22 protein-coding genes and 1 riboswitch are annotated in these 21,970 nt (G+C 64.7%); of the genes, 6 read left to right on the top strand and 16 right to left on the bottom strand.

The window, feature by feature from the left end:
* Positions 1 to 19: 19 nt before the first annotated feature.
* The 3 genes from metW to ACPEE1_RS22405 form a co-directional block, all read right to left on the bottom strand.
* Complete coding sequence (gene metW / locus ACPEE1_RS22395) at positions 20 to 607, bottom strand: methionine biosynthesis protein MetW (protein WP_021025655.1); 588 nt, start codon at positions 605 to 607, stop codon at positions 20 to 22.
* Complete coding sequence (gene metX, locus ACPEE1_RS22400) at positions 604 to 1,773, bottom strand: homoserine O-succinyltransferase MetX (RefSeq protein ID WP_260718648.1); 1,170 nt, start codon at positions 1,771 to 1,773, stop codon at positions 604 to 606. Before metX ends, metW begins: the two co-directional genes overlap by 4 nt.
* A gap of 151 nt (positions 1,774 to 1,924) precedes the next feature.
* Positions 1,925 to 2,416 (bottom strand): Lrp/AsnC ligand binding domain-containing protein, encoded by a 492-nt coding sequence (locus ACPEE1_RS22405; RefSeq protein WP_021025653.1) that lies wholly within the window; start codon positions 2,414 to 2,416, stop codon positions 1,925 to 1,927.
* Positions 2,417 to 2,520: 104 nt separating this feature from the next.
* On the opposite strand from ACPEE1_RS22405, the gene putA reads away from it, so the two are divergent.
* Positions 2,521 to 6,384: a trifunctional transcriptional regulator/proline dehydrogenase/L-glutamate gamma-semialdehyde dehydrogenase gene (gene putA, locus ACPEE1_RS22410; protein ID WP_423934893.1), complete on the top strand. Its 3,864-nt coding sequence runs from the start codon at positions 2,521 to 2,523 to the stop codon at positions 6,382 to 6,384.
* Positions 6,385 to 6,488: 104 nt separating this feature from the next.
* Here putA and ACPEE1_RS22415 read toward each other — a convergent pair whose 3' ends face one another.
* Entirely contained in the window at positions 6,489 to 7,061 is a 573-nt protein-coding gene (locus ACPEE1_RS22415) for a TMEM165/GDT1 family protein (RefSeq protein WP_116925480.1), read from the bottom strand.
* 96 nt (positions 7,062 to 7,157) lie between these two features.
* Positions 7,158 to 7,271: riboswitch (yybP-ykoY riboswitch) on the bottom strand.
* Between the two features lie 231 nt (positions 7,272 to 7,502).
* On the opposite strand from ACPEE1_RS22415, the gene ACPEE1_RS22420 reads away from it, so the two are divergent.
* Together ACPEE1_RS22420 and ACPEE1_RS22425 are read left to right on the top strand one after the other, a co-directional pair.
* The gene (locus ACPEE1_RS22420; protein WP_116925479.1) at positions 7,503 to 7,898 is read left to right on the top strand and encodes an RNA recognition motif domain-containing protein; all 396 of its coding nucleotides are present in this window, start codon (positions 7,503 to 7,505) and stop codon (positions 7,896 to 7,898) included.
* A gap of 255 nt (positions 7,899 to 8,153) precedes the next feature.
* Positions 8,154 to 8,786, top strand: a complete 633-nt coding sequence (locus tag ACPEE1_RS22425; RefSeq protein ID WP_423934894.1) for an RNA recognition motif domain-containing protein — start codon at positions 8,154 to 8,156, stop codon at positions 8,784 to 8,786.
* An 88-nt stretch (positions 8,787 to 8,874) separates the two neighbouring features.
* Here the strand turns inward: ACPEE1_RS22425 and ACPEE1_RS22430 are convergent, their stop codons facing one another.
* Genes ACPEE1_RS22430 through ACPEE1_RS22445 form a run of 4 tightly spaced genes read right to left on the bottom strand, consistent with a single transcriptional unit; the run spans position 8,875 to position 11,870 of the window.
* Positions 8,875 to 9,696 (bottom strand): SDR family oxidoreductase, encoded by an 822-nt coding sequence (locus ACPEE1_RS22430; RefSeq protein WP_165841160.1) that lies wholly within the window; start codon positions 9,694 to 9,696, stop codon positions 8,875 to 8,877.
* Between the two features lie 7 nt (positions 9,697 to 9,703).
* Complete coding sequence (lptC, locus tag ACPEE1_RS22435; RefSeq protein WP_116925477.1) at positions 9,704 to 10,303, bottom strand: LPS export ABC transporter periplasmic protein LptC; 600 nt, start codon at positions 10,301 to 10,303, stop codon at positions 9,704 to 9,706.
* A complete protein-coding gene (locus ACPEE1_RS22440; RefSeq protein WP_116925476.1) occupies positions 10,300 to 10,872 on the bottom strand; it encodes a KdsC family phosphatase in 573 nt (190 codons plus the stop codon). Before ACPEE1_RS22440 ends, lptC begins: the two co-directional genes overlap by 4 nt.
* Complete coding sequence (locus ACPEE1_RS22445; RefSeq protein WP_116925475.1) at positions 10,872 to 11,870, bottom strand: KpsF/GutQ family sugar-phosphate isomerase; 999 nt, start codon at positions 11,868 to 11,870, stop codon at positions 10,872 to 10,874. The genes ACPEE1_RS22440 and ACPEE1_RS22445 overlap by 1 nt, the downstream gene beginning before the upstream one ends.
* A 139-nt stretch (positions 11,871 to 12,009) precedes the next feature.
* Between ACPEE1_RS22445 and ACPEE1_RS22450 the strand changes: the two genes are divergently transcribed.
* The gene (locus tag ACPEE1_RS22450; protein WP_021025692.1) at positions 12,010 to 12,564 is read left to right on the top strand and encodes an adenine phosphoribosyltransferase; all 555 of its coding nucleotides are present in this window, start codon (positions 12,010 to 12,012) and stop codon (positions 12,562 to 12,564) included.
* A 31-nt stretch (positions 12,565 to 12,595) separates the two neighbouring features.
* Here ACPEE1_RS22450 and ACPEE1_RS22455 read toward each other — a convergent pair whose 3' ends face one another.
* A complete protein-coding gene (locus ACPEE1_RS22455) occupies positions 12,596 to 13,306 on the bottom strand; it encodes a hypothetical protein (protein ID WP_423934895.1) in 711 nt (236 codons plus the stop codon).
* A 339-nt stretch (positions 13,307 to 13,645) separates the two neighbouring features.
* Positions 13,646 to 14,122, bottom strand: a complete 477-nt coding sequence (locus ACPEE1_RS22460; RefSeq protein WP_116925473.1) for a Crp/Fnr family transcriptional regulator — start codon at positions 14,120 to 14,122, stop codon at positions 13,646 to 13,648.
* 193 nt (positions 14,123 to 14,315) lie between these two features.
* Here ACPEE1_RS22460 and ACPEE1_RS22465 point away from each other — a divergent pair, with 193 nt between their 5' ends.
* Complete coding sequence (locus ACPEE1_RS22465; RefSeq protein ID WP_116925472.1) at positions 14,316 to 15,242, top strand: class I SAM-dependent methyltransferase; 927 nt, start codon at positions 14,316 to 14,318, stop codon at positions 15,240 to 15,242.
* 62 nt (positions 15,243 to 15,304) lie between these two features.
* A complete protein-coding gene (locus ACPEE1_RS22470; RefSeq protein ID WP_313900068.1) occupies positions 15,305 to 15,505 on the top strand; it encodes an ATP-binding protein in 201 nt (66 codons plus the stop codon).
* A gap of 14 nt (positions 15,506 to 15,519) precedes the next feature.
* Here the strand turns inward: ACPEE1_RS22470 and mnmE are convergent, their stop codons facing one another.
* From mnmE to rpmH, 6 genes are all read right to left on the bottom strand, one after another.
* Positions 15,520 to 16,989, bottom strand: coding sequence for a tRNA uridine-5-carboxymethylaminomethyl(34) synthesis GTPase MnmE (gene mnmE / locus ACPEE1_RS22475; RefSeq protein ID WP_423934896.1), 1,470 nt, complete (start codon positions 16,987 to 16,989; stop codon positions 15,520 to 15,522).
* A gap of 165 nt (positions 16,990 to 17,154) precedes the next feature.
* A complete protein-coding gene (locus ACPEE1_RS22480; protein ID WP_116925470.1) occupies positions 17,155 to 18,738 on the bottom strand; it encodes an ABC transporter substrate-binding protein in 1,584 nt (527 codons plus the stop codon).
* A gap of 132 nt (positions 18,739 to 18,870) precedes the next feature.
* Positions 18,871 to 20,571, bottom strand: coding sequence for a membrane protein insertase YidC (yidC, locus tag ACPEE1_RS22485; protein ID WP_116925469.1), 1,701 nt, complete (start codon positions 20,569 to 20,571; stop codon positions 18,871 to 18,873).
* Positions 20,568 to 20,852 (bottom strand): membrane protein insertion efficiency factor YidD, encoded by a 285-nt coding sequence (yidD, locus tag ACPEE1_RS22490; protein ID WP_423934897.1) that lies wholly within the window; start codon positions 20,850 to 20,852, stop codon positions 20,568 to 20,570. The genes yidC and yidD overlap by 4 nt, the downstream gene beginning before the upstream one ends.
* Positions 20,849 to 21,331 carry a ribonuclease P protein component gene (locus ACPEE1_RS22495; RefSeq protein WP_116925468.1) on the bottom strand — a complete coding sequence of 161 codons (483 nt, stop codon included), beginning with the start codon at positions 21,329 to 21,331 and terminating at the stop codon, positions 20,849 to 20,851. The genes yidD and ACPEE1_RS22495 overlap by 4 nt, the downstream gene beginning before the upstream one ends.
* 59 nt (positions 21,332 to 21,390) lie before the next feature.
* A complete protein-coding gene (gene rpmH, locus ACPEE1_RS22500; RefSeq protein ID WP_084635723.1) occupies positions 21,391 to 21,525 on the bottom strand; it encodes a 50S ribosomal protein L34 in 135 nt (44 codons plus the stop codon).
* Between the last annotated feature and the right edge of the window lie 445 nt (positions 21,526 to 21,970).

Consider the following 21,970-nt stretch of genomic DNA (forward strand, 5'->3'; position numbering starts at 1 on the left):
GCAAGGCCCGCAGTGCGGCTCAGGCGTGCTCGAAGTGGAACACCGCCGTGCCCGCGCGGGCATTGGGCAGCCAGCGCCGCACCTCACCATTTTGCAGGCCAAAGCTGTCCAGAATGCGCAGCTTGTTCTTGAGTGCCAGCACCTCGAAATCCTTGAAGGTGCCCACGCGGATATTGGGCGTGTCGTACCACTGGTAAGGCAGGCGCTTGGTCACCGGCATGCGGCCTTGCAGGATGGACAGGCGGTTGGGCCAGTGCGCAAAGTTGGGAAAGGCGACGACGCCCTGCTTGCCGATGCGCGCGGTCTCGCGCAGCATCACCTCGGCATTGCGCAGATGCTGCAAGGTGTCAATCTGCAGCACCATATCAAAGCTGTTGTCCTCGAAGATGGCCAGGCCGTCTTCCAGGTTCAGCTGCAGCACGTTCACGCCCCGGCGCACGCAGGCGAGCACATTGGCGTCGTCAAACTCGATGCCATAGCCGCTGCACTGGCGCTCGCGCTGCAGGTAGGCCAGCAAGCTGCCATCGCCGCAGCCCAGGTCCAGCACGCGTGCGCCCAGCGGCACCAAGTTGGCAATGGCTTGAAAGGTGGAAGAAGCTTCGGTCATGCGGCCTCCTGGGCGCTGGGCTGGCCGGCGCTCAGTTCGCGGGCCATGTTCTCGAAATAGGAGCGCATCACGCCCATGTAGCGCGCGTCGTCCAGTAAAAAGGCGTCATGCCCATGGGGCGCGTCAATCTCGGCGTAGCTGACGGTGCGGCGGTTGTCGAGCAAGGCCTTGACGATCTCGCGGCTGCGCGCCGGCGAAAAGCGCCAATCGGTGCTGAAGCTCACCAGCATGAAGCGGGCCTTGGCGCCGGCCAGCGCCTGGGTCAGGTCGCCGCCAAAAGGCTTGGCCGGGTCAAAGTAGTCGAGCGCACGGGTGATCAGCAAATAGGTATTGGCGTCGAAGTAGTCGCTGAACTTGTCGCCCTGGTAGCGCAGATAGCTCTCGATCTGGAACTCCACATCCTGGGTGCTGTATTTGAGGTCCATGCCTTCGCGCAGCTGGCGGCCGAACTTCTGGTTCATCACATCGTCGCTCAGGTAGGTGATGTGGCCGATCATGCGGGCAATGCGCAGGCCGCGCTTGGGGATCACGCCGTGGCGGTAGAAGTGGCCGCCGTGGAAGTCCGGGTCGGTCACGATGGCGCGGCGGGCCACCTCGTTGAACGCAATGTTCTCGGCCGACAGACAGGGCGCGCTGGCCACCACCACCGCATGGCGCATGCGGTCGGGGTACTGCAAGGTCCAGGACAGTGCCTGCATGCCGCCCAGGCTGCCGCCCAGCACGGCGGCCAGTTGCGTGATGCCCAGGCGGTCGAGCAGCAGCGCCTGGGCATTGACCCAGTCCTCCACCGTCACCACCGGGAAATCGGCGCCATAGACCTGGTCCGTGTCCTTGTCTGCATCCGGATTGCGGTGCATGGGCCCAGTGGAGCCAAAGCAGGAGCCCAGGTTGTTGACGCCGATGACAAAGAACTGATTGGTATCGACCGGCTTGCCCGGGCCGATCATGTTGTCCCACCAGCCCTCGCTCTTGGGCTGGCCCTCGTAGTAGCCGGCCACATGGTGCGAGGCGTTGAGCGCATGGCACACCAGGATGGCGTTGGAGCGGTCGGCATTGAGCTGGCCGTAGGTCTCGTAGGCCAGGTGGTAGTCGCGGATGGAGGCGCCACTTTGGAGCGGGAGCGCCTCCGGGAAATGCATTGATTGGGGTGTCGCAACGAATGACATAAAAAACCCGGCAACGCTAAAAACGAGGCCGGGTCGATGGAATGCAGTCGCCTACCGAGTCTTTAGCTGGATTTATAAAGCGCCCGCAAGCTGAAGCAAATCGGCGCCGTGAAATCTCAGTGTACTGCAAATCGGCCGCGCATGGGCTGCATCAACTGCCGCCCAGGTAGAGCCGGTTGGAGCTTTTGACCTCTTCCATCACCGCGTAGGTGCGGGTCTCGCGCACGCCGGGCAGCTGCCACAAAACCTCGCCGGCAAAGTGGCGGTAGTGGTTCATGTCGGCCACGCGGATCTTGACCAGGTAGTCAAAGCCGCCAGCCACCATATGGCACTCCATGATCTCGGGCCGCACCTGCACCGCCGCCTTGAACTCGTCAAACACATTGGGGGTCGTGCGGTCGAGCAGCACCTCGATGAAGACCAGCATCGCCGCGCCCAGCTTTTGCGGGTTCAAGCGCGCCTCGTAGCCGGTGATATAGCCTTCCTTGGTCAGGCGCTGCACGCGGGCCAGCACCGCCGTGGCCGACAGCGACACCGCCTCGGCCAGCTTCAGGTTGGAGATGCGGCCGTCGCGCTGCAGCACAGCCAGAATACGCAGATCGATGCGGTCCAGGTCCTCCGGTGGGTCGATGATGGCGGTCATGGGCTGAATTTTTCACTAAGAATGGGCCACATTATGGAGAGAAATTCAAACCATAAACGATCACACTGGCGGCATTCACTATCTACTTGCTAACCGAGCCCGCCATGACTGCCAACGCCGTTGTTGACAACCAGCCCTCCACCACCTCGCCCATGTCGGCCGCAGACAACAGCCCATCTGGCGCAAGCGCTCCTGTTTTTAATGAGCTGGTGTCGGCACTGCAGCCCGCCACGGCGCTGCGCGCGGCCATCACCGCCGCCTACCGCAAGCCCGAGCCCGAGGCCCTGCAAGCGCTGCTGCCCCAGGCCACGCCGCCCGCCGCCATCGCCCAGGCGGGCGACGCGCTGGCGCTGCAGCTGGCCCGCAGCCTGCGCGAGCGCAAGGCCGACAGCGGCCGCTCCGGCCTGGTGCAAGGCCTGCTGCAGGAGTTTGCGCTGTCGTCGCAAGAAGGCATTGCGCTGATGTGCCTGGCCGAGGCGCTGCTGCGCATCCCGGACACGGCCACCCGCGATGTGCTGATCCGCGACAAGATCGCCCACGGCCAGTGGAAGGCCCATGTGGGCAAGAGCCCGTCGATGTTCGTCAACGCCGCCGCCTGGGGCCTGGTGCTGACCGGCAAGCTGGTCGCCACGCACAGCGAAGGCTCGCTGGGCCAGTCGCTTACCCGCCTCATTGGCCGGGGCGGCGAGCCGCTGATCCGCAAGGGCGTGGACATGGCCATGCGCATGATGGGCGAGCAGTTCGTCACCGGCGAGACGATTGGCGAGGCGCTGAAGAACGCCGAGCGCCTGGAGGCCAAGGGCTTCCGCTACTCCTACGACATGCTGGGCGAAGCGGCGATGACCAGCGATGACGCCAAGCGCTACCTGCGCGACTATGAAAACGCCATCCATGCGATCGGCAAGGCCAGCCATGGCCGGGGCGTCTACGAAGGCCCGGGCATCTCGATCAAGCTGTCGGCGCTGCACCCGCGCTACAGCCGCGCCCAGTACGACCGCGTGATGGCCGAGCTCTACCCGGTGGTGCTGCAGCTGGCCGTGCTGGCCAAGGGCTACAACATCGGCCTCAATATCGATGCCGAAGAAGCCGACCGCCTGGAGCTGTCGCTGGACATGCTGGAAAAGCTCTGCTTTGCGCCCGAGCTGGCCGGCTTTGCCGGCATCGGCTTTGTCGTGCAGGCCTACCAAAAGCGCTGCCCCTATGTGCTGGACTTCATCATCGACCTGGCCCGCCGCAGCCAGCACCGGCTGATGGTGCGCCTGGTCAAGGGCGCCTACTGGGACAGCGAGATCAAGCGCGCCCAGATCGACGGCCTGGAAGGCTACCCGGTCTACACCCGCAAGGCCTATACCGATGTGTCCTACCTGGCCTGCGCGCGCCAGCTGCTGGCCGCACCCGATGCGGTCTACCCCCAGTTCGCCACGCACAACGCCCACACCTTGGCCACCATCTACCATCTGGCCGACCCGGCCCGCTACCAGCCCGGGCAGTACGAGTTCCAGTGCCTGCACGGCATGGGCGAGCCGCTGTACGAGCAAGTCGTGGGCCGCAACGCCAGCGAGAACCTGGGCCGCCCCTGCCGCATCTATGCGCCGGTAGGCACGCATGAAACCCTGCTGGCCTACCTGGTGCGCCGCCTGCTGGAGAACGGCGCCAACACCAGCTTTGTGAACCGCATCGCCGACCAGGACATCCCCCTGGCCAAGCTGGTGGAAAACCCCGTGACCACCGCCCAGCAGTGGGCGCAGAGCGAAGGCCAGTTGGGCCTGCCCAACCCGCACATTGCCCAGCCGCGCGCGCTGTATGGCGCAAGCCGCAGCAATTCGGCAGGGCTCGACCTGTCCAACGACGACCGCCTGCGCGCGCTGCAGAACGACCTGCAGGCCAGCGCCCAGATGGCCTGGCATGCCCAGCCGATGCTGGCCGATGGCGCGCCCGCATCCACCCAGGCCAGCGAGCCGGTGCTGAACCCGGCTGACCACGGCGACCAGGTCGGCAGCGTCACGCAGGCGTCGACCGAGCAGGTGGAATTTGCGCTGGCCGCCGCCCAGGCCGCCGCCGCCCGCTGGCAGGCCACCGCGCCCGCCCAGCGTGCTGACTGCCTGGCCAAAGCTGGTGATCTGCTCGAAGCACATATGCCCACCTTGATGGGCGTGCTGGTGCGCGAGGCCGGCAAGACCTGCTCCAACGCGATTGCCGAAGTGCGTGAGGCCGTGGACTTTCTGCGCTTTTACGCCGCCCAGGTGCGCAGCTGGGGCCAGGCGGATTACCAGGCGCTGGGCCCGGTGGTCTGCATCAGCCCCTGGAACTTCCCGCTGGCCATCTTCAGCGGCCAGATTGCCGCCGCGCTGGCTGCCGGCAACACCGTGCTGGCCAAGCCGGCCGAGCAGACCCCGCTGATCGCGGCTGCCGCCGTGCAGGCGCTGTGGCAGGCCGGCGTGCCGCGCGATGTGCTGCAGCTGCTGCCGGGCACCGGCGAGACCGTGGGCGCCCGCCTGGTGGGCGACCACCGCGTGCAGGCCGTCATGTTCACCGGCTCGACCGAAGTGGCCCGCATTCTGCAAAAGACGCTGGCCCAGCGCCTCGACGCCCAAGGCCAGCCCGTCACCCTGGTGGCCGAGACCGGCGGCCAGAACGCGATGATCGTGGACTCGTCCGCGCTGGCCGAGCAGGTCGTGGTCGATGTGCTGTCCTCGGCCTTTGACTCGGCCGGCCAGCGCTGCTCGGCGCTGCGCGTGCTGTGCGTACAGGAAGAAGCGGCCGACCGCCTGCTGCACATGCTGCGCGGCGCGATGCAGGAGCTCCAGCTGGGCAACCCCTGCCAGCTCAAGACCGATGTCGGCCCCGTCATCGACGCCGAGGCCAAGGGCGTCATCGACCAGCACATTGCCCGCATGCAGGCCGCTGGCCACCAGGTCTGGCAAAACAGTGGCGCCAGCGCGCAAGGCACCTTTGTGCCGCCCACGGTGATCGCCATCGGCCAGCTCTCCGAGCTCAAGCGCGAAGTCTTCGGCCCGGTGCTGCATGTGCTGCGCTACCGCCGCGAGAACCTGCCCCAGCTGCTGGCCGACATCAATGCCACCGGCTATGCGCTCACCCTGGGCCTGCACACCCGCATTGACGAGACCATTGCCCAGGTGGTCAACGCTGCGCATGCCGGCAATATCTATGTGAACCGCAATATCGTCGGTGCCGTCGTCGGTGTGCAGCCCTTTGGCGGCGAAGGCCTGTCGGGCACGGGCCCCAAGGCCGGCGGCCCGCTGTACATGCTGCGCCTGCTCAGCCGCATGCCGGCCACGGCCACCGTGGATGCGCTCGCCCACCTACCGCGCATGGCCGGTAGCGAGGCCCCGGCCGCCAACACCGGCCAGCGCGGTAATGCCCATGGCCTGGAACAGGCCGATGCCGCCCCCGCCGCTGGGCTGGAGGCGCTGCAAAGCTGGGCCAGCCAGCAAGGCCAGGGCGATCTGGCAGCGCTGTGCCAGCGCTATGCCGCCCATACCGGCAACGGCTTTGCGGCTGAGCTGCCCGGCCCCACCGGTGAGCGCAATCTGTATGTGCTGAGCGGCCGTGCGCGCGTGGGCTGCGTGGCCAGCACCAGCAGCCTGCTGCTGGCCCAGCTCGCCGCCGTGCTCGCCGCGGGCTCCACCGCCGTGTGGCCCGCAGGCAGCAGCCAAGCCAGCCTGCTGGCCCAATTGCCCGCCTCGGTGCGTGCCTCGGTGCAGCTGTCTGCGCACAGCGAGCAGGCCTTTGTGCAGTCCGAGGCCTTTGATGCGCTGATCGTTGATGCCGCCAGCGGCTGGCTGCCCACGGCCAGCACCTTGGCGGGCCGCGCCGGCGCCATCGTGCCGATCACCGCCCAGGCTGCCGACGGCAGCGTGCCGCTGTTCCGCCTGCTGGCCGAGCATGCCATCAGCATCAACACGGCTGCGGCTGGCGGCAATGCCAGCCTGATGACCTTGGACTAACGCTGAGGCTCGGGGCGCCGCCCCATGGAAAAAGGGCTGGAGATCGCAAGATCCCAGCCCTTTGAGTTGGTGCGTTGCTAGTGTTGCTAGCGCAGCCAGCGCTATCAGTCCATCGTCGTGAACAGCGCGGCCACACCCAGCACCAGGAAGATCACCGCGCAGACGCGGTGGATCCAGCGGATCGGCAGCCTCTTGGTGATCTTGTCGCCAAACCAGACCACCGGCGCATTGGCCAGCATCATGCCGATCGTGGTGCCTGCGACCACCCAGTAATAAGAAGCGGGGTACTTGGCGGCCAGGCCCACGGTGGCCAGCTGGGTCTTGTCGCCCATCTCGGCCAGGAAGAACAGCAGCACGGTGGTGCCGAACACACCCCAGCGGCCGCTGCTCTTGCCCGCTTCGTCCTCGTCGATCTTGTCGGGGATCAGCATCCAGCCGGCCATCAGGATAAAGGACACGCCCAGAATCCAGCGCAGCACATCGGGGCCCAGCATCGTGGTGATCCAGGCGCCAACGGCACCGGCCAGCGCATGGTTGACCAGGGTCGAGACGAAGATGCCCAGCGCAATGGGCCAGGGTTTGCGGTATTTGGCAGCGAGGACGAGGGACAGCAACTGCGTCTTGTCGCCCATTTCGGCAAGGGCGACGACGGCGGTCGAGAGGAGAAAGGCTTCCATGGAGTGGGGATCGTTATTGCAGCCGGATATCGCAAGACAGCATTGACCGCATCGCGACTCCGGCATGGGATCGCAACGTGGTCAATGGTCTCGCCCAGCATCCTCATCACCAGATGCCGTGTACGCCATAGGCCGCGAAGGCCCAAGTTTGTTGACGCACACTCTGCGGCGCATTGCGCGCCCAGCAGGCTACTCCCCAAAGACTGGCGCATCATACGCCCAAAAGCGATGTTGCGCCGCAACACCCACGCCCTCCAGGGAAAATACCAAGGGCTGGTTGCAGCAACTGTCAACACAGCGTAAGGCGATTCACCCATAATGGTGAAGCTCAATGTGCCCCCGGGTACACTAGAGCGCGCGGTGATCCGTCTTGGAAGTTGTCACAGGTTTGTTGATTGCATCAGGCTCCATCGCTTTTTTTACTTTTTTCGGAGTCCTCAAATGGGCAACAAACTTTACGTGGGCAACCTGCCTTACTCTTTCCGTGACAGCGATCTGGAAAGCACTTTCAGCCAATTCGGTACCGTCTCCAGCGCCAAGGTCATGATGGAACGTGACACCGGCCGTTCCAAGGGCTTCGGCTTTGTGGAAATGGGTTCGGACGCTGAAGCACAAGCTGCTATCGAAGGCGTGAACGGCCAAGGCTTTGGCGGTCGTAACCTGGTCGTGAACGAAGCACGTCCAATGGAAGCCCGTCCTCCACGCAGCGGCGGCTTCGGCGGCGGTGGTGGTGGTGGCCGTGGTTTCGGCGGTGGTGACCGTGGCGGCTTCGGCGGCGGCGATCGCGGTGGCTTCGGCGGCGGTGGCCGTGGCGGCTACGGTGGCGGCAGCTACTAAGCACATCACATCCAAAACCTCTTAGAGGTTTTGACAGTGAGATGACGGGTTTTCCCGGAAAAAAGGCCTCTTTGAGGCCTTTTTTGCATCTGGTTGCAGCTTCTGCGCCACAACAGAGGGGCACAACTATCCCATTCCCGGTTTTTATGCCAGAAAATAAAGGATGGAGCATTCCTCCATTGGGCTACTGCGATAGATGACCGGTGTTCTACAGGGCGCGATCGCATTATTTAAGAGTTATCAGGAGTCCCTCAAATGGGCAACAAGCTTTACGTCGGTAATTTGCCATACCAGGTTCGCGACAACGATCTGGAACAGGCCTTTGGTCAGTTTGGCAGCGTAACCAGCGCCAAGGTGATGATGGAACGCGACACCGGTCGCTCCAAAGGTTTTGGTTTTGTAGAAATGGGCAGCGATGAAGAAGCCCAAGCTGCGGTCAACGGTCTGAACGGTCAGCCCCTGGGCGGTCGCAATCTGGTCGTGAACGAAGCACGTCCCATGGAGCCCCGTCCTCCCCGCAGCGGCGGTGGTGGTTTTGGCGGCCCCCGTGGTGGTGGCTTTGGCGGCGGAGGCGGTAACCGTGGCGGCTTTGGCGGCGGCGGTGGTGGTGGCTACGGCGGCGGTGGTGGCGGCGGTGGTGGCGGCGGCTACGGCGGCGGTGGTGGTGGTGGATACGGCGGCGGCGGAGACCGTGGCGGCTACGGTGGTGGCGGCGGCGGTGGCTATGGCGACCGCGGTGGTCGCGATGGCGGCCGTGGCGGCAATGACCGCGGCTTTGGTGGTGGCGATCGTGGCGGTGAGCGCGATGGCGGCTTCCGCAGCCCCTACGGCAATGGTTCGCGCAACCGCGGCGGCAACCAAGGCTACGACAACAACGACGATTATTGATGCCTGCAGGCACCGCCCAGCGCTGTGCCGCACCGCAACGACAAAGCCCCGCCAGGGGCTTTTTTCATGCCTGGCTTAGGACCTGCTTTCAGTCTTGACCCGGTGGCGCCTCTTGCACCCGCTCGCGGTGGCGGTGCTTGCGCGGGCGGTTGGCCAGCGCGCGGTCATAGAGGGCATTGGGCAGGCAGCGCAACAGCCGCGCCACCCAGCCCATCTGCCAGGGGATCACGGCATAGCTGCGCGCCTTGGCAATCACTGCAAAGGCCTTGTCGGCAAAGGCCTCTGGCTGCATCAAGAAGGGCATGCCGTAGCGGTTGTGGCGGGTGAGCGGCGTGGCCACAAAGCCCGGGCAGATGGTGACCACCTGCACGCCGCTACGCTTAAGCTCCACCCGCAGGCTCTCGCAGTAGCTGATGACGGCGGCCTTGCTGGCGCAGTAGGCGCCGTGGCCGGGCAGGCCGCGTATGCCGGCCACGCTGGCAATGCCCACCAGCTTGCCGCTGCCGCGCGCCTGCATGGGGCGCACAAAGGCATGGAAGGTCGCGGCCATGCCGATCACATTGGTCGCATAGGTCTGGGCCATGACCTCCAGGTCCTCGCGCTCGGCCGTGTCGATGCCGTAGCTCACCCCGGCATTGGCCACCACCACATCGGGCAGGCCCTGCTGCTGCAGGCATTGCGTGCAGGCAGCAATGGTCTGGTCCTGGTCAGCCACGTCGGCGCCATAGACCGCGTAGCGGCTGGCATCCATCGCCTGCGCCTGGGCCCAGTCCGCAATCAGCGCGGTACGGCGGGCCACCAGCGCGAGGCGGTAGCCGGCCTGGTAGTAGCGCCAGGCCAGCGCCTGGCCGATGCCGCTGGAGGCGCCGGTGATCAGCACCAGCGGTGCATCGCTCAGGGGGGTGGACATGCGGCGCTCAGCGTGCGGGTTGCAGCACGCCCTTGACCCGGCCCTTGAGCTCTGCGACCTGGGTGATGTTGTTGAAGACCATCGAGTCGGCCGTGAACCGGTCCTGGCCCCGGATGATCTCGACGGGCTTGTTCGAGCTCACCCGCTCTTCGTTGACAAAGGCGTGCAGAAACTCGCCCCGGAACTCCATCTGCGGCGCGCCCGGCTTGTTGCTGCTGCGCACCACCTTGGCATTGCCAAACAGCTGCACTTCGGAGCCATCGGCATTGGACAAGGCGCGGTTGGCGGTGGCCACTGTCGTCGAGCCATCCTGGCGGATGGAACGCATCGTGGCCGTGTCGATCTCCAGCGTGTCGGTGTCCATGTAGTGGCGCATCTTGTTGCCCTGGATCTCGCTGGTCAGCACGCCGGTGCCGTCAAAGCTGCGCACCGAAAAATCGTTCATGTAGTAATCCACTTCGTGGCCGGCCACCGCTTGTTCGCGCACGCTCTGGGGCTTGGGGGCATTGCGCACCAGCCACCAGGTGCCCAGCGCCAGCAGGCCCATCAGGATCACCGGCAGGTAGATGGACGACAGGTCCATGAGGCGTCGCAGGCGAGATTTCATTGTCCGTACCGATCGAGCAGGTTGACATAGGCACCGCAGGCGGCCAGCACCGCGTCGCACAGCTCGCGCGCAGCACCTGCGCCGCCGTGGCGGGTGGTTACCCAGTGTGCCACGCCCAGCACTTCAGGGTGGGCATTGGCGGGCGCGCAGGCCAGCTGGCAGCGGCGCAGCACCGGCAGATCCGGCCAGTCATCGCCAATGGCTGCGGCCTGGTGCCAGTCCAGGCCCAGCGCCTCGAGCATGGCCTGGGCGGCAGGCAGCTTGTCCTCGGTGCCGTAGCGAACCTGCTCGATGCCCAGCGCCGCCAGGCGGTGGCGCAGCGGTGCCGAATCGCGCCCGGTGATGACGGCCGGCACAATGCCGGCCTCGCGCAGCATCTTGAGACCATGGCCGTCGAGCGTGTGGAAACGCTTGAGCGTCTCGCCCTGCTCGCTGATGTACAGGCCCCCGTCGGTGAGCACGCCATCCACATCGAAGAACACAATCTTGATACCCTGGGCGCGCAGCAGCAGCTCAGCGGGCCACTGCTGGGCGGGGGTGATGGCGGGCAAGGTTAATGTGCTGGCCATCAGATCACCTTGGCCCGCATCAGATCACCCACATGCACGATGCCCACCAGGCGCTGGTCCGCATCGGTCACCAGCACGCTGGTGATGCGGTGGGCCTCCATCAACGCAGCGGCGTCGGCCGCCAATGCGTCGGCCGAGATCTGGCGCGGCGTGGCATGCATCACCTCGGCAGCGGTCAGGCCGCGCAAGTCGGCACCAGCCTCAATACGGCGGCGCAGATCGCCATCGGTAAACACGCCCTGCAGCAGGCCATGCGCATCGACGATGGCAGCCGCGCCCATTCCCTTGGCACTCATCTCACGCATCAGGTCGCTGAAGCTGGCGCTGGGCAGCACCGTGGGCAGCGCATCGCCGCTGCGCATCACATCAGACACATGGGTGAGCAGGCGGCGGCCCAGCGCGCCACCGGGGTGGGAGCGGGCAAAATCCTCGGCCTTGAAGCCGCGCGCATCCAGCAGCGCCACGGCCAGCGCATCGCCCATCGCCATTTGCGCGGTGGTGCTGGCCGTGGGGGCCAGGTTCAGCGGGCAGGCCTCCTTGTCGACCTGGGTGTTGAGCACCCAGTCGGCATGGCGCGCCATCGAGGACTGCAGGTTGCCCGTCATCGCCACCACGGGCACGCCCAGGCGCTTGAGCACCGGCAGCAGCACGGAAATCTCGCCACTCTCGCCGCTGTTGGAGATGGCCAGCACCAGATCCTGGCCCGTGACCATGCCCAGATCGCCATGGCTGGCCTCGCCCGGGTGCACAAAGAATGCCGGCGTGCCGGTCGATGCCAGGGTGGCCGCAATCTTGCGCCCCACATGGCCGCTCTTGCCCATGCCAGTGACCACCACACGCCCGGGAATGTCCAGCATGCGCTGCACGACCTGGACAAAGTTGTCGTCCAGGCGCTGCGTCAGTGCCGCAATGGCCTCGGCCTCGATCGCAAAGGTAGACGCCGCCAGGCGCAGAATCTGCGCCGCTTCCACGGGGCGCTTGGGCTGTAGGGTGCTCATGGAGGCTGATTTTATCGGAGCGCCCGCGCCCCGGCCGGTGCGGGTCATTGCCAAACATGCTTAACCTGCGGCGGGTGCCGGTTGCAGCTGCCGCAGTTGGACTACCATGGCGGCTCCTCCCCTTTTCTGCCCGCCCACCATGCACGCTCCCGACGTCAACGCCTTTTTGCGTCACCACATCCGCACCGTTCCCGATTGGCCAGCGCCGGGCGTGCAGTTCCGGGACATCACCCCGCTGCTGCAGAACCCGCAGGTCTTCCATGTGCTGATCGATGCCTTTGTGCACCGCTACATGTCGCGCGACATGCGCCCCGATGTGGTGGCCGGTCTCGATGCGCGCGGCTTTATCCTCGGTGCCGTCATCGCCTACCAGCTCAAGGTGGGCTTTGTGCCCATCCGCAAAAAGGGCAAGCTGCCCTTCACCACGGTGGAGGAAACCTATGAGCTCGAATACGGCAGTGCCACGGTCGAGTTGCATGCCGATGCGGTCAAGCCCGGCGACAAGGTGCTGCTGGTCGATGACCTGATTGCCACTGGCGGCACGATGATGGCCGGCAAGAAGCTGCTGGAGAAGCTGGGCGCCCAGGTGATGGAGGGCGCTGCGATTGTCGACCTGCCGGAGCTGGGCGGCTCCAAGCGGCTGACCGATGCGGGTCTGCCGCTGTTCACGCTGGTGGATTTCGCAGGGCACTGAGCCCCAGTCACCGCCGCTGCGGTGCAGGCGCTCAGTGCAGGTCGCCGTACTGGGTATTGCTCAGGCCGCCAAAGCTGGTGTCTGCCGTGGGCGCAGGCGCACCGCCGCGTTGCGCGGCCTCCCGAGCGATCTGGGCATTGTGCGCGGCGCTGCGCGCGGGCGGAACAATCGGCGCGGGCCGGGGCGCCGCACTGGTGGCAGCGCGGCTTGCGGGCGATGCGCCGTCGAGCGCAGGCACCGGGTTCAGCGCCGCCTCGAGCAAGGCTTTCTTGAAGGCGGCAATCTCCGCTTCATCGACCGGGTCCATGCCCAGCGGCACCGGCACCACGGCCGGCTGGGGCGCGGTGACCGCACTGGGGGCCTTGGTGCTGGCGACACCCAGCTGGGCATTGAGACGCCAGTAAACCGAGGTGATCACAATCTCGAAACGGGTTTTGGCCGAGTAGGCGATCAAGGCCTCGATCTGGGTGAGCTTGTCGGGCGAGGCGCAGTACTGCTGGGCCAGATCCACCATCACGATGAACTGCGTGGCGCGCTTGTCCAGCGCCAGCACCTTGAATTTGTAACCTGCCGACAGAATGCCCGAGCGCACCATCGATTCGCGCACGGCCGAATACACCATCTCCCGGCGGGCCGAACGCTCACCGGGACGCGGCGCGGCGCTGTCGTGCTGCGGTGCCGCAGCCATGGGCCTGGCGGCCACCAAGGGGCTCTGGGCGGCCAGCATATCGTGCTGGCCCATACCCATTGGCTCGGCAAACATGGTTTGCGGCCCCAGGGGCGCAAAGGCCGATTTTTTTTCTGGTCGACTGAACCATTTGGCAAATATAGACATGCCACTCCCTACCCTGATCAGAATTTGTGCCCCAGACACAAGCCTTGCAACGTGGTTGCTCCGCCGTCAGCATCAAGCCTTGACGGCCAGACTTGGTGCCCACCGTATACCTGCGGTGTGCTGGGCGGTGTCCGCGACGCTCACATGGTCACCCGTTTCATCGCGCAACAGGCGTTTGTAATTGTAGGAAGGAGTATTGCATACACTTGTCAGAAAAGCGCGTGCGATTTGACCAATGCCAAGCTTTTATGTTGCGGCTACGCGGCGTTTGCGGTTGCCCAGGCGCTTGGCCAGCACCGATCCGGCCGCCATGGCCAGCGCGACGGCCACCGTGGGCTGGCGGTTGCACAGCTCGGTAAAGCGGATGCTAGACAGCCCCCAGAGGCGGCAGCCAGCCACGGCCTGCACGGTGGCATTGCGCGGTTGGTGCGAGAAGAACGCGCCTTCGCCGACAATGGAGCCCGCGCCGACGATCGCCAGGCGAATGCGCTGCTTTTCGTCCTCGAAATGCACGCTGAGGCTGCCGCTTTCGACGAAAAACAAGGTGCGCTCCTGCGTGCCTTGCTGAAACAGCACCTGCGATGCGGCCAGCTGGGTCTGCGTCAGGTACGGCGCGAGAATCTCCCACTGCGCAGCCGTCAGCGGGTTGATCATGCTTTCCTCGTCCTGGCAGTTGTTGATGGCCGCCACCAGGGGCTTGATGTCATTGGCGCTACTGAACATGAAATCCTCCTCCGCAATCCTGGCGGTGGGCCCACCAGTGATTTATCGAAATTCCTAATCCAATAAATCTAACCGAGTGGCTGCACAATGGCTGGGCGGCTGGGCAAAAATTTGTAAGAAGTATCGTCCAGTCCACAATTCCTGACCAAGCACGCCGCCTCCCACCTTCTCTCCTAGACGTTTTTCAGATTCCATGCATGCATTACTAGAGGCCATCGCCACCCTGCCCGCGAGCCAGCAGGCCCAACGCCTCTTCCACGGGCGAGGCGGCCTGTTTCCCGGTTGCGAACACCTGTCGCTGGACCTGTACCCACCGGCGGTGGTGCTGACCAGCTTTGCACCGCTGGCCGACGAGGCGCTGCAAAGCGTGGGCGATGCGCTGCAGCAGCGCTGGCAGCAGCTCTACCCGGGCGAGCCGCTGACCTGGGTGTACCAATGCCGGGCGCTGGGCGCGGCCGAAACCCGCCTGGTCCAGGGTAGCCTGCCCGAGCCCCATACGGTGCAGGAAGACGATGCCCGCTACCTGGTGCATGTGCTGCGCGGCCAAAACCATGGCCTGTTTCTGGACATGGCCGAAGGCCGGCGCTGGGTGCGCCAGTTCATCGCGCGCCAGCCCGATCCCGAGCGCTGCACCGTGCTCAACCTGTTTGCCTACACCTGCGCCTTTTCGGTGGCGGCGCTGCAGGCCGGCGCCGGCCAGGTGGTCAATATCGACATGAGCAAGGCGGCCTTGGCCAGCGGCCAGCAGAACCACCGCCTCAACCAGCTCGCCGGTGGCCAGTTCTGGGGCCATGACATTTTCAGCAGCTGGGGCAAGATCACCCGCACCGGCCCTTACCAGCTGGTGATCATGGACCCGCCCAGCTACCAAAAGGGCAGCTTTGTCGCCACCAAGGATTACGCGCGCCTGATCAAGCGCCTGCCCGACCTGCTGGCGCCGGGCGGCTTTGCGCTGCTCTGCCTGAACGCCCCCGAGCTGCCGCTGGCCTTTTTGCAAGACCAGATGGCCGCGCTGGCGCCGGAGCTGGAGTTCATCGAGCAGGTGGCCAACCCAGCCATCTTTGCCGATGTCTCGCCTGACCGGGCGCTCAAGGTGCTGGCCTACCGCATGCCCAGCTAAGCCTGGGCGGCAGGCTGGTCCGCTGAGTCGACAACCACCAGCTTGCCGCACAGCGCGAACGGGTGCTGAAGCCCTACTACCGCATGGAGCACTCCCGCAATGCCGCATCCGGCGGCGTGGGGCTGGGGCTGTCGATCGCGCAGACGGTGGCGCAGGCCCATGGGGGTGAGCTGTTGCTGCGCGACGCGGATGGGGGTGGGTTGGAGGCGGTGCTGGTGCTGCCTCGGGTGGCTGCAGACAGCGCCGCTAGCGCTGCAAGCTAAACGCGCGGCAAGGCTTATTTGCCAATACAAAAACTCGAAAAAATCACCCCCAGCAAATCATCCGATGTGAACTCGCCGGTGATCGCATTGAGTAATTGCTGGGCCAGGCGCAGCTCTTCGGCCAGCAGGTCGAGGGCGGGGCTGTCGACATGCAGCTGGGCATGGGCGATGTCCAGGTGCTCTTCGACCTGCTGCAGCGCCTGCACATGGCGGGCGCGGGCGATGTAGGTGCCTTCGGCGGCAGGCTGCCAGCCGGCCATGGCCAGCAGCTGCTGGCGCAGGGTGTCCAGGCCCGCGCCGGTTTTGGCCGACAGCACCAGCGGGGCCTGGTCGCCTGCAGCGGCAGCAGCAGCCAGGGTGCTGAACTGGGCGGCGGCCTCGGCGCTTTGGCGGTGCGCCTCATCGGGGGTCAGTGCGTCGGCCTTGTTCCAGACCTGCAGCACGGGCACCGTGGCAGGCAGTTGCTGCTGCAAGGTGGCGGCAATCTCGCGGTCGGCCTGGGCATAGTCGGCCTGGGCCATGCGGGTCAGGTCGTGCAAGAAGAGTACCGCGTCGGCGGCGGCGATTTCTTCCCATGCGCGGGCAATGCCGATGCGCTCGACCTCGTCACTGCTCTCGCGCAGGCCGGCGGTGTCGATCACATGCAGGGGCACGCCTTCGATCTGGATGGTTTGCGTGACCTTGTCGCGCGTAGTGCCGGCAATGGGGGTGACGATGGCCAGCTCGGCGCCAGCGAGCGCATTGAGCAAGGAGCTTTTGCCGGCATTGGGCTGGCCGGCAATCACCACTTTGATGCCCTCGCGCAGCAAGGCGCCCTGGCGGGTGCGCTGCATGACAGCCTGCACGGTGGCGCGCAGCTGGTCCAGCTGGCCATAGGCATCGGCTTTTTGTAAAAAATCGATCTCCTCCTCGGGGAAATCCAGGGTGGCCTCGACCAGCATGCGCAGGTGCACCAGCGCATCGCGCAGGCGGTGCACCTCTTGCGAGAAGGCGCCGGTCAGCGAGCGGCTGGCACTGCGCGCGGCCGCCTCGGTGCTGGCGTCGATCAAATCGGCAATCGCCTCGGCCTGGGCCAGGTCGATCTTGTCGTTCAGAAACGCGCGCTCGGTGAACTCCCCCGGCTCGGCCAGACGCAGGCCCGGCAGCAGCGGCCGGCCGCTGTCAGCCTGCGCCTGCGCGGCTTCCAGGCAGCGCGCCAGCAGCAGCTGCAGCACCACCGGGCCGCCGTGGGCCTGCAGCTCCAACACGTCCTCACCGGTGTAGCTGTGCGGCGCGGGAAAGTACAGCGCCAGCCCCTGGTCGATGGCCTGGCCATCTGCTGCTTTAAAGGGCAGGTAGGTGGCTTCGCGCGGCTTCAAAGCCTTGCCGCAGAGGCGCTCAACCAGCGGCGCAATCGCCTTGCCCGATACGCGCACAATGCCCACCGCTCCGCGCCCGGGGGCAGTGGCAATGGCAACAATCGGATCGTGGTGGCGGGCAAGCATGGGCAGGTCTTTGGCGCGAGTGGGGCAAGCCCCACATTATCGTGGCGACCGGGCCGGCGCCATGTACTCCAGGCTATTGGCCTCGTTCACCGCACTTAGCCCCGCCCCATGAAAAAAGCCTGCTGGCGCAGGCTTTTGGGGTGGTTGGAGTGTGCAGCGAGACGCTTACTTGACCGTAGTCCAGGCGGGGATGGGGCGCGCATCGGCGCGGTAGACGGTCTCGATGCCCTTGCGCATCGCCCAGGGGAAGATCTGGTGGTGCACGGGGATCGTGTAGAAGTTGTCCTTGGTCATCTTCAAGGCATCGTTGATCAAGGCGTCGCGCTTGGCCGTGTCGGTCTCGGTCTTCATCGCGTCGATCTTGGCGTCCAGCTCCTTGTCGGCAATGCGGCCGCCGTTGTAGACGCCGCCGCCCGCGGCGCCCTTGCTGTGGATCAGCGCGTCAAGCGAGTAAAGCGCATCAAAGGTCGCCACGCCCCAGCCGAACAGGTAGGCGTTCGGGTCGGAGTTCATTACGCGGGTCACGAACTGCGCCATCGGCGTCGCCTGCAGGCTGGTCTTGATGCCGATGCGGGTCCACATTGCGGTGACGGCCTGGCAGATCGCCTCGTCGTTCACATAGCGGTCGTTCGGGCATTCGAGCTTGAGGTTGAAGCCATTGGGGTAACCCGCTTCGGCCAGCAGCTTCTTGGCGCCTTCGACGTCGTACTTGGCAGCACGCTCTTCGAGCTCCTTGCTCCAGCCATGCACCATCGGCGCCACCATCGTGCCGGCGGTGATCGACATGCCGCGCATCGTGCGCTTGTGCAGGCCGTCGGTGTCGATGGCCATGTACATGGCCTTGCGCACGCGCACATCCTTCATCGGGTTCTTGCCCGGCGTGCCAGCGCCTGGCAGCTCGTCGCGGAACACGTCCAGGCCCAGGTAGATGGTGCGGTTCTCGGTGCCCTCGAGCAGCTTCAACTCAGCGGTCTTCTTGATGCGCTCCTGGTCCTGGGGCGGCGGGTCGACCATGAAGTCGACCTGGTTGGAGATCAGTGCAGCGGTGCGGGTGGCGGCCGACTTGATGGGGGTGAAGACGATCTCGTCGACGTTGCCGGTGGGCTTGTCCCACCAGGCGGCGTTCTTCTTCAGGGTCAGCTTGACATCGGGCTGCCAGCTGACGGCCACGAAGGAGCCGGTGCCATTGGTGTTGCGGCTGGAGTAGCTTTCTTCCTTGCCGGCGTAGTCCTGGGTCTTGACGGCGTTGTTCTTCTCGGCCCAGGCCTTGTTCATGATGCGCGCCTCGGTCAGCTCGCGCAGCAAGATGGGGTTGGGGCCCTTGAGGATCAGATCGACGGTGAAGTCATCGACCTTCTTGACTTCCTTGATGCTCTGGGTGGCGCTCATCATGTTCGATGGCGGGGTCATGATGCGGGTCAGCGAGAACACCACGTCATCGGCGGTGAAGGGCGCGCCGTCGTGGAATTTGACGCCCTTGCGCAGCTCAAAGCGCCACTGGGTGGGGCTCACCTCGGTCCACTTGGTCGCCAGTGCGGGCTCCAGCTGGAAATCCTTGCCGTAGCGCACCAGCGGCTCATAGACCTGCTGCAGGAAAGCATGGGTGGTCTGGTGGTTCTGTGCGTGGGGGTCCAGGGTCAGGATGTCATTGGCACCTGCCCAGCGCAAGGTGGCTGCCTGGGCCGCGCCCGCACAGAGCAACACCGCCAGCGCCAGCGCGCTAGGTCGAAAAACCGATACTTTCGCCATACCTGAACCCCTATTTTGTTGAACACATTTTCAAACAACTCATGCTAACGAAAAAACGGTCGCTAATGCGACCGTTTGGGAGGTGTATCCGGGAATGCCCGCCTAGGCAATCCCTGCATTGACAAATGCTGGCTACTTGAACTTTGGCAGATTGAACTGCGGTGGCACACCCATGCGGGTATTGATGATCCACTGCTGGGCAATCGACAGCACGTTGTTGGTCAGCCAGTACAGCACCAGACCGGCCGGGAAGAAGAAGAACATCACGCTGAACATCAGCGGCATGATCCACATCATCTTGGCTTGCATCGGATCCGGTGGTGCGGGGTTCAGCGCCGTCTGCAGCAGCGACGACAGGGTCATCAGCACGGGAAGGATGAAGAACGGATCGGGCACCGACAGGTCATGGATCCAGCCGATCCAGGGCGCATTGCGGATTTCCACCGACGACAGCAGCACCCAGTACAGCGCGATGAACACGGGAATCTGGATCACGATCGGGAAGCAACCGCCCATGGGGTTGACCTTCTCTTCACGGTAGATGCGCATCATCTCCTGCTGCATCTGCTGGGGCTTGTCCTTGAGGCGCTCACGCATCTCCATGATGCGGGGGTTGATCGCCTTCATCTTGGCCATCGACGCGTAAGCCTTGGCATTGAGCCAGTAGAACGCAATCTTGAGCAGCAGCACCAGCGCCACAATCGACCAGCCCCAGTTGCCGATGAAGCCGTGCAGCTTGTCGAGCAGCCAGTACAGCGGCTTGGCCAGAATCGTCACCCAGCCGTAGTCCTTGACCAGTTCCAGGCCAGGGGCGATGGCTTCGAGCGTCTTTTCGATCTGCGGGCCCACAAAGAGGCGCGCATCGATGGCCTTGCTCTGGCCGGGAGCGATCTCGCCCAGGTGGGTGATCTCGCCGACCGAGTACAGGTTGGTGCCGGCCTTGCGCACATAGATGTCGCGCTGCGTGCCCTGGGGCAGCAGCCAGGCGCTGGCAAAGTAGTGCTGCACCATGGCCACATAGCCGTTGTCCGCTGCCTTGTCCACGCTGTCGGTCTTGCCGTTTTCGATGTCCTTGAAGTCGACCTTGTGGTACTTCTTGGCCTCGGTGTAGACGGCCGGGCCGGTAAAGGTCGAGTAGAACGAGGATTCGCCAGCGGGCTTGTTGCCGTCGCGCGTCAGCTGCAGGTACAGCTGGGGGTTGACCGCGGCCGAGCCGGTGTTGACGACTTCCTGCTTCAAGCCAATGGCGTAGTCGCCGCGCTTGAGCGTCCAGGTCTTGACCAGCTTGACGCCGCCCAGGTCAGGCGACTCGAACACCACGTTCAACTCGTTCTGGCCCTCGGCCAGCTCGCGCGGGCCGGGCTTGAGGGTCATCGCGGTCTTGTGGGTCGGGAAGTTGCCACCGATCAGACCCGTCTGGGCCACGTAGACGCGGTTGGCGCTCTCGTCGAGCAGCTTCACGGGCTTGGTCTTGTCGTCCTGGTCGGCGTACTTGAGCAACTCGGCACCCACCAAGGATGCGCCTTCGCTGTCAAAGGTCAGGCGCAGCAGGTCGGACGCCACGGTCAGCTTCTCGCGTGCAGCAGCAGGGGCTGCCGCATCCGCAGCAGCCGTGCCGGGCACGTTGCTGGCGTTCGCAGGCGCCGCAGGGCTGGCGCTGGCAGCGGGCAGACCGTTGTCGGTGCTGACTGCATCTGCAGGCGCCTGGGCCGTCACCTCAGGTGTGGGGAAGAATGTGGGTTTGCGACCATTGTGGATTTGCCACTTGTCCCAGAGCAGGACCAGGGAGAAACCAAATATCACCCACAAGATGGTGCGGCGAATATCGTTCATGAAGACTTCTCAGAGGGGGAAGAGGATGAATCGGCGGGAGTCACCAGACGACTGAACCAGCGCGGATGCGCGGGGACCGGATCGTGGCCGCCCTCGCACCAGGGATGGCAGCGCACTAGGCGGCGCACCGTCAAATAGCTGCCCATGGCAGCACCGTGCTGTTCCAGCGCCCGCAATGAATAGGCAGAGCACGTGGGCTCGAACCGGCAGGCAGAACCTAGCCAAGGGCTCAGCAGCAGCCTGTAGCCGCGCACCAAACCCATGAGCAAGCGTTGCATCATACGCTAAGCACCTTGGCGCCTTCGCTGCGCTCGGCTTTGGCCGGCTGGCTGTTCTTGTGCGCCCGGGCAAACAGCTGCATCAGCTCGGCCCGCACCGCCTGCTTGAGCACGTCGGAGCTGGGGCTGATGAACTGCTTGCGGTCGAACGTGCTGCGCAAGCGCACCACGTGGGCGGCGGCTGGCAGCTGCGCCTCATGCAAGGCAGCGACGGCATAGATCTGCCGCTTGATGGCGTTGCGGGTGACCGCGCGGCGCGCCCAGCGCTTGGGCACCATGGCACCCAGCCAGGTCGCCTCCAACGCAAAAAGAGCCTGCGACCCAGCCTTGACAGCTGGATCACCAGGCCCTGATGGGGCAGCAGCGCTGCCCGAGGCGTCGGCAGACAACACCAGCCTGTGCAGCGCAAAGTGCGCTGTACGGGCGATGGTGCCGCCTGCCATGGCGGCTTGGAATTGAGGGCGAGTCTTAAGGCGATGCATAAGTGTCACCCACTGGTGCACTACCTGGCACCCGAGAGGTGCCCGTCACCCTGTCAGCCTTACAGGCCCAGACGCTTGCGGCCCTTGGCGCGGCGTGCGTTGATAACAGCGCGGCCACCCTTGGTCTTCATACGGACGAGGAAACCGTGGGTACGGGCGCGGCGAACTTTGGAAGGTTGGTAAGTACGTTTCATGATGCAATTCCTAGAGAGGCTTGGTTCCGGTTTGTTGGCCGCTTGCATCCAAAAATGAACACAAAAGCAACCAAGCTCAAGCCCTGCTCAAGCGCAACACCGGTGAAATAGTGCGGTCCACCCCCATGGCAAGGACACAAGGTCTGTTGCCAGCGCGAGGGGACACGCGCGTAAAATTCGCCCTGACATGCAGGGAAACCGCAAATTATCGCAGTGTTTACTGTCCTTGGCAATTACTTGGCTTTGTCCTCGGTTTTTTCTGTAATATGCGCAGACTTTTGCCGAGTCTGCGGCCAGCCCATCGAGGAAACCCGAGCATGGGGTTTGTGCAGACCAGTCCGTTGTGTGGATAACTTTTGCACAAGCTACAATAGGCAGCCGATCAACCTTCCCCCTTATCCACAACAACAACAGCGTGGGGGATGAATCTTTCCGTGGGATAACA

Origin of the sequence: Comamonas sp. 23, assembly GCF_049601575.1 — a bacterium.
Taxonomy (GTDB): Bacteria; Pseudomonadota; Gammaproteobacteria; order Burkholderiales; family Burkholderiaceae_C; genus Comamonas; species Comamonas squillarum.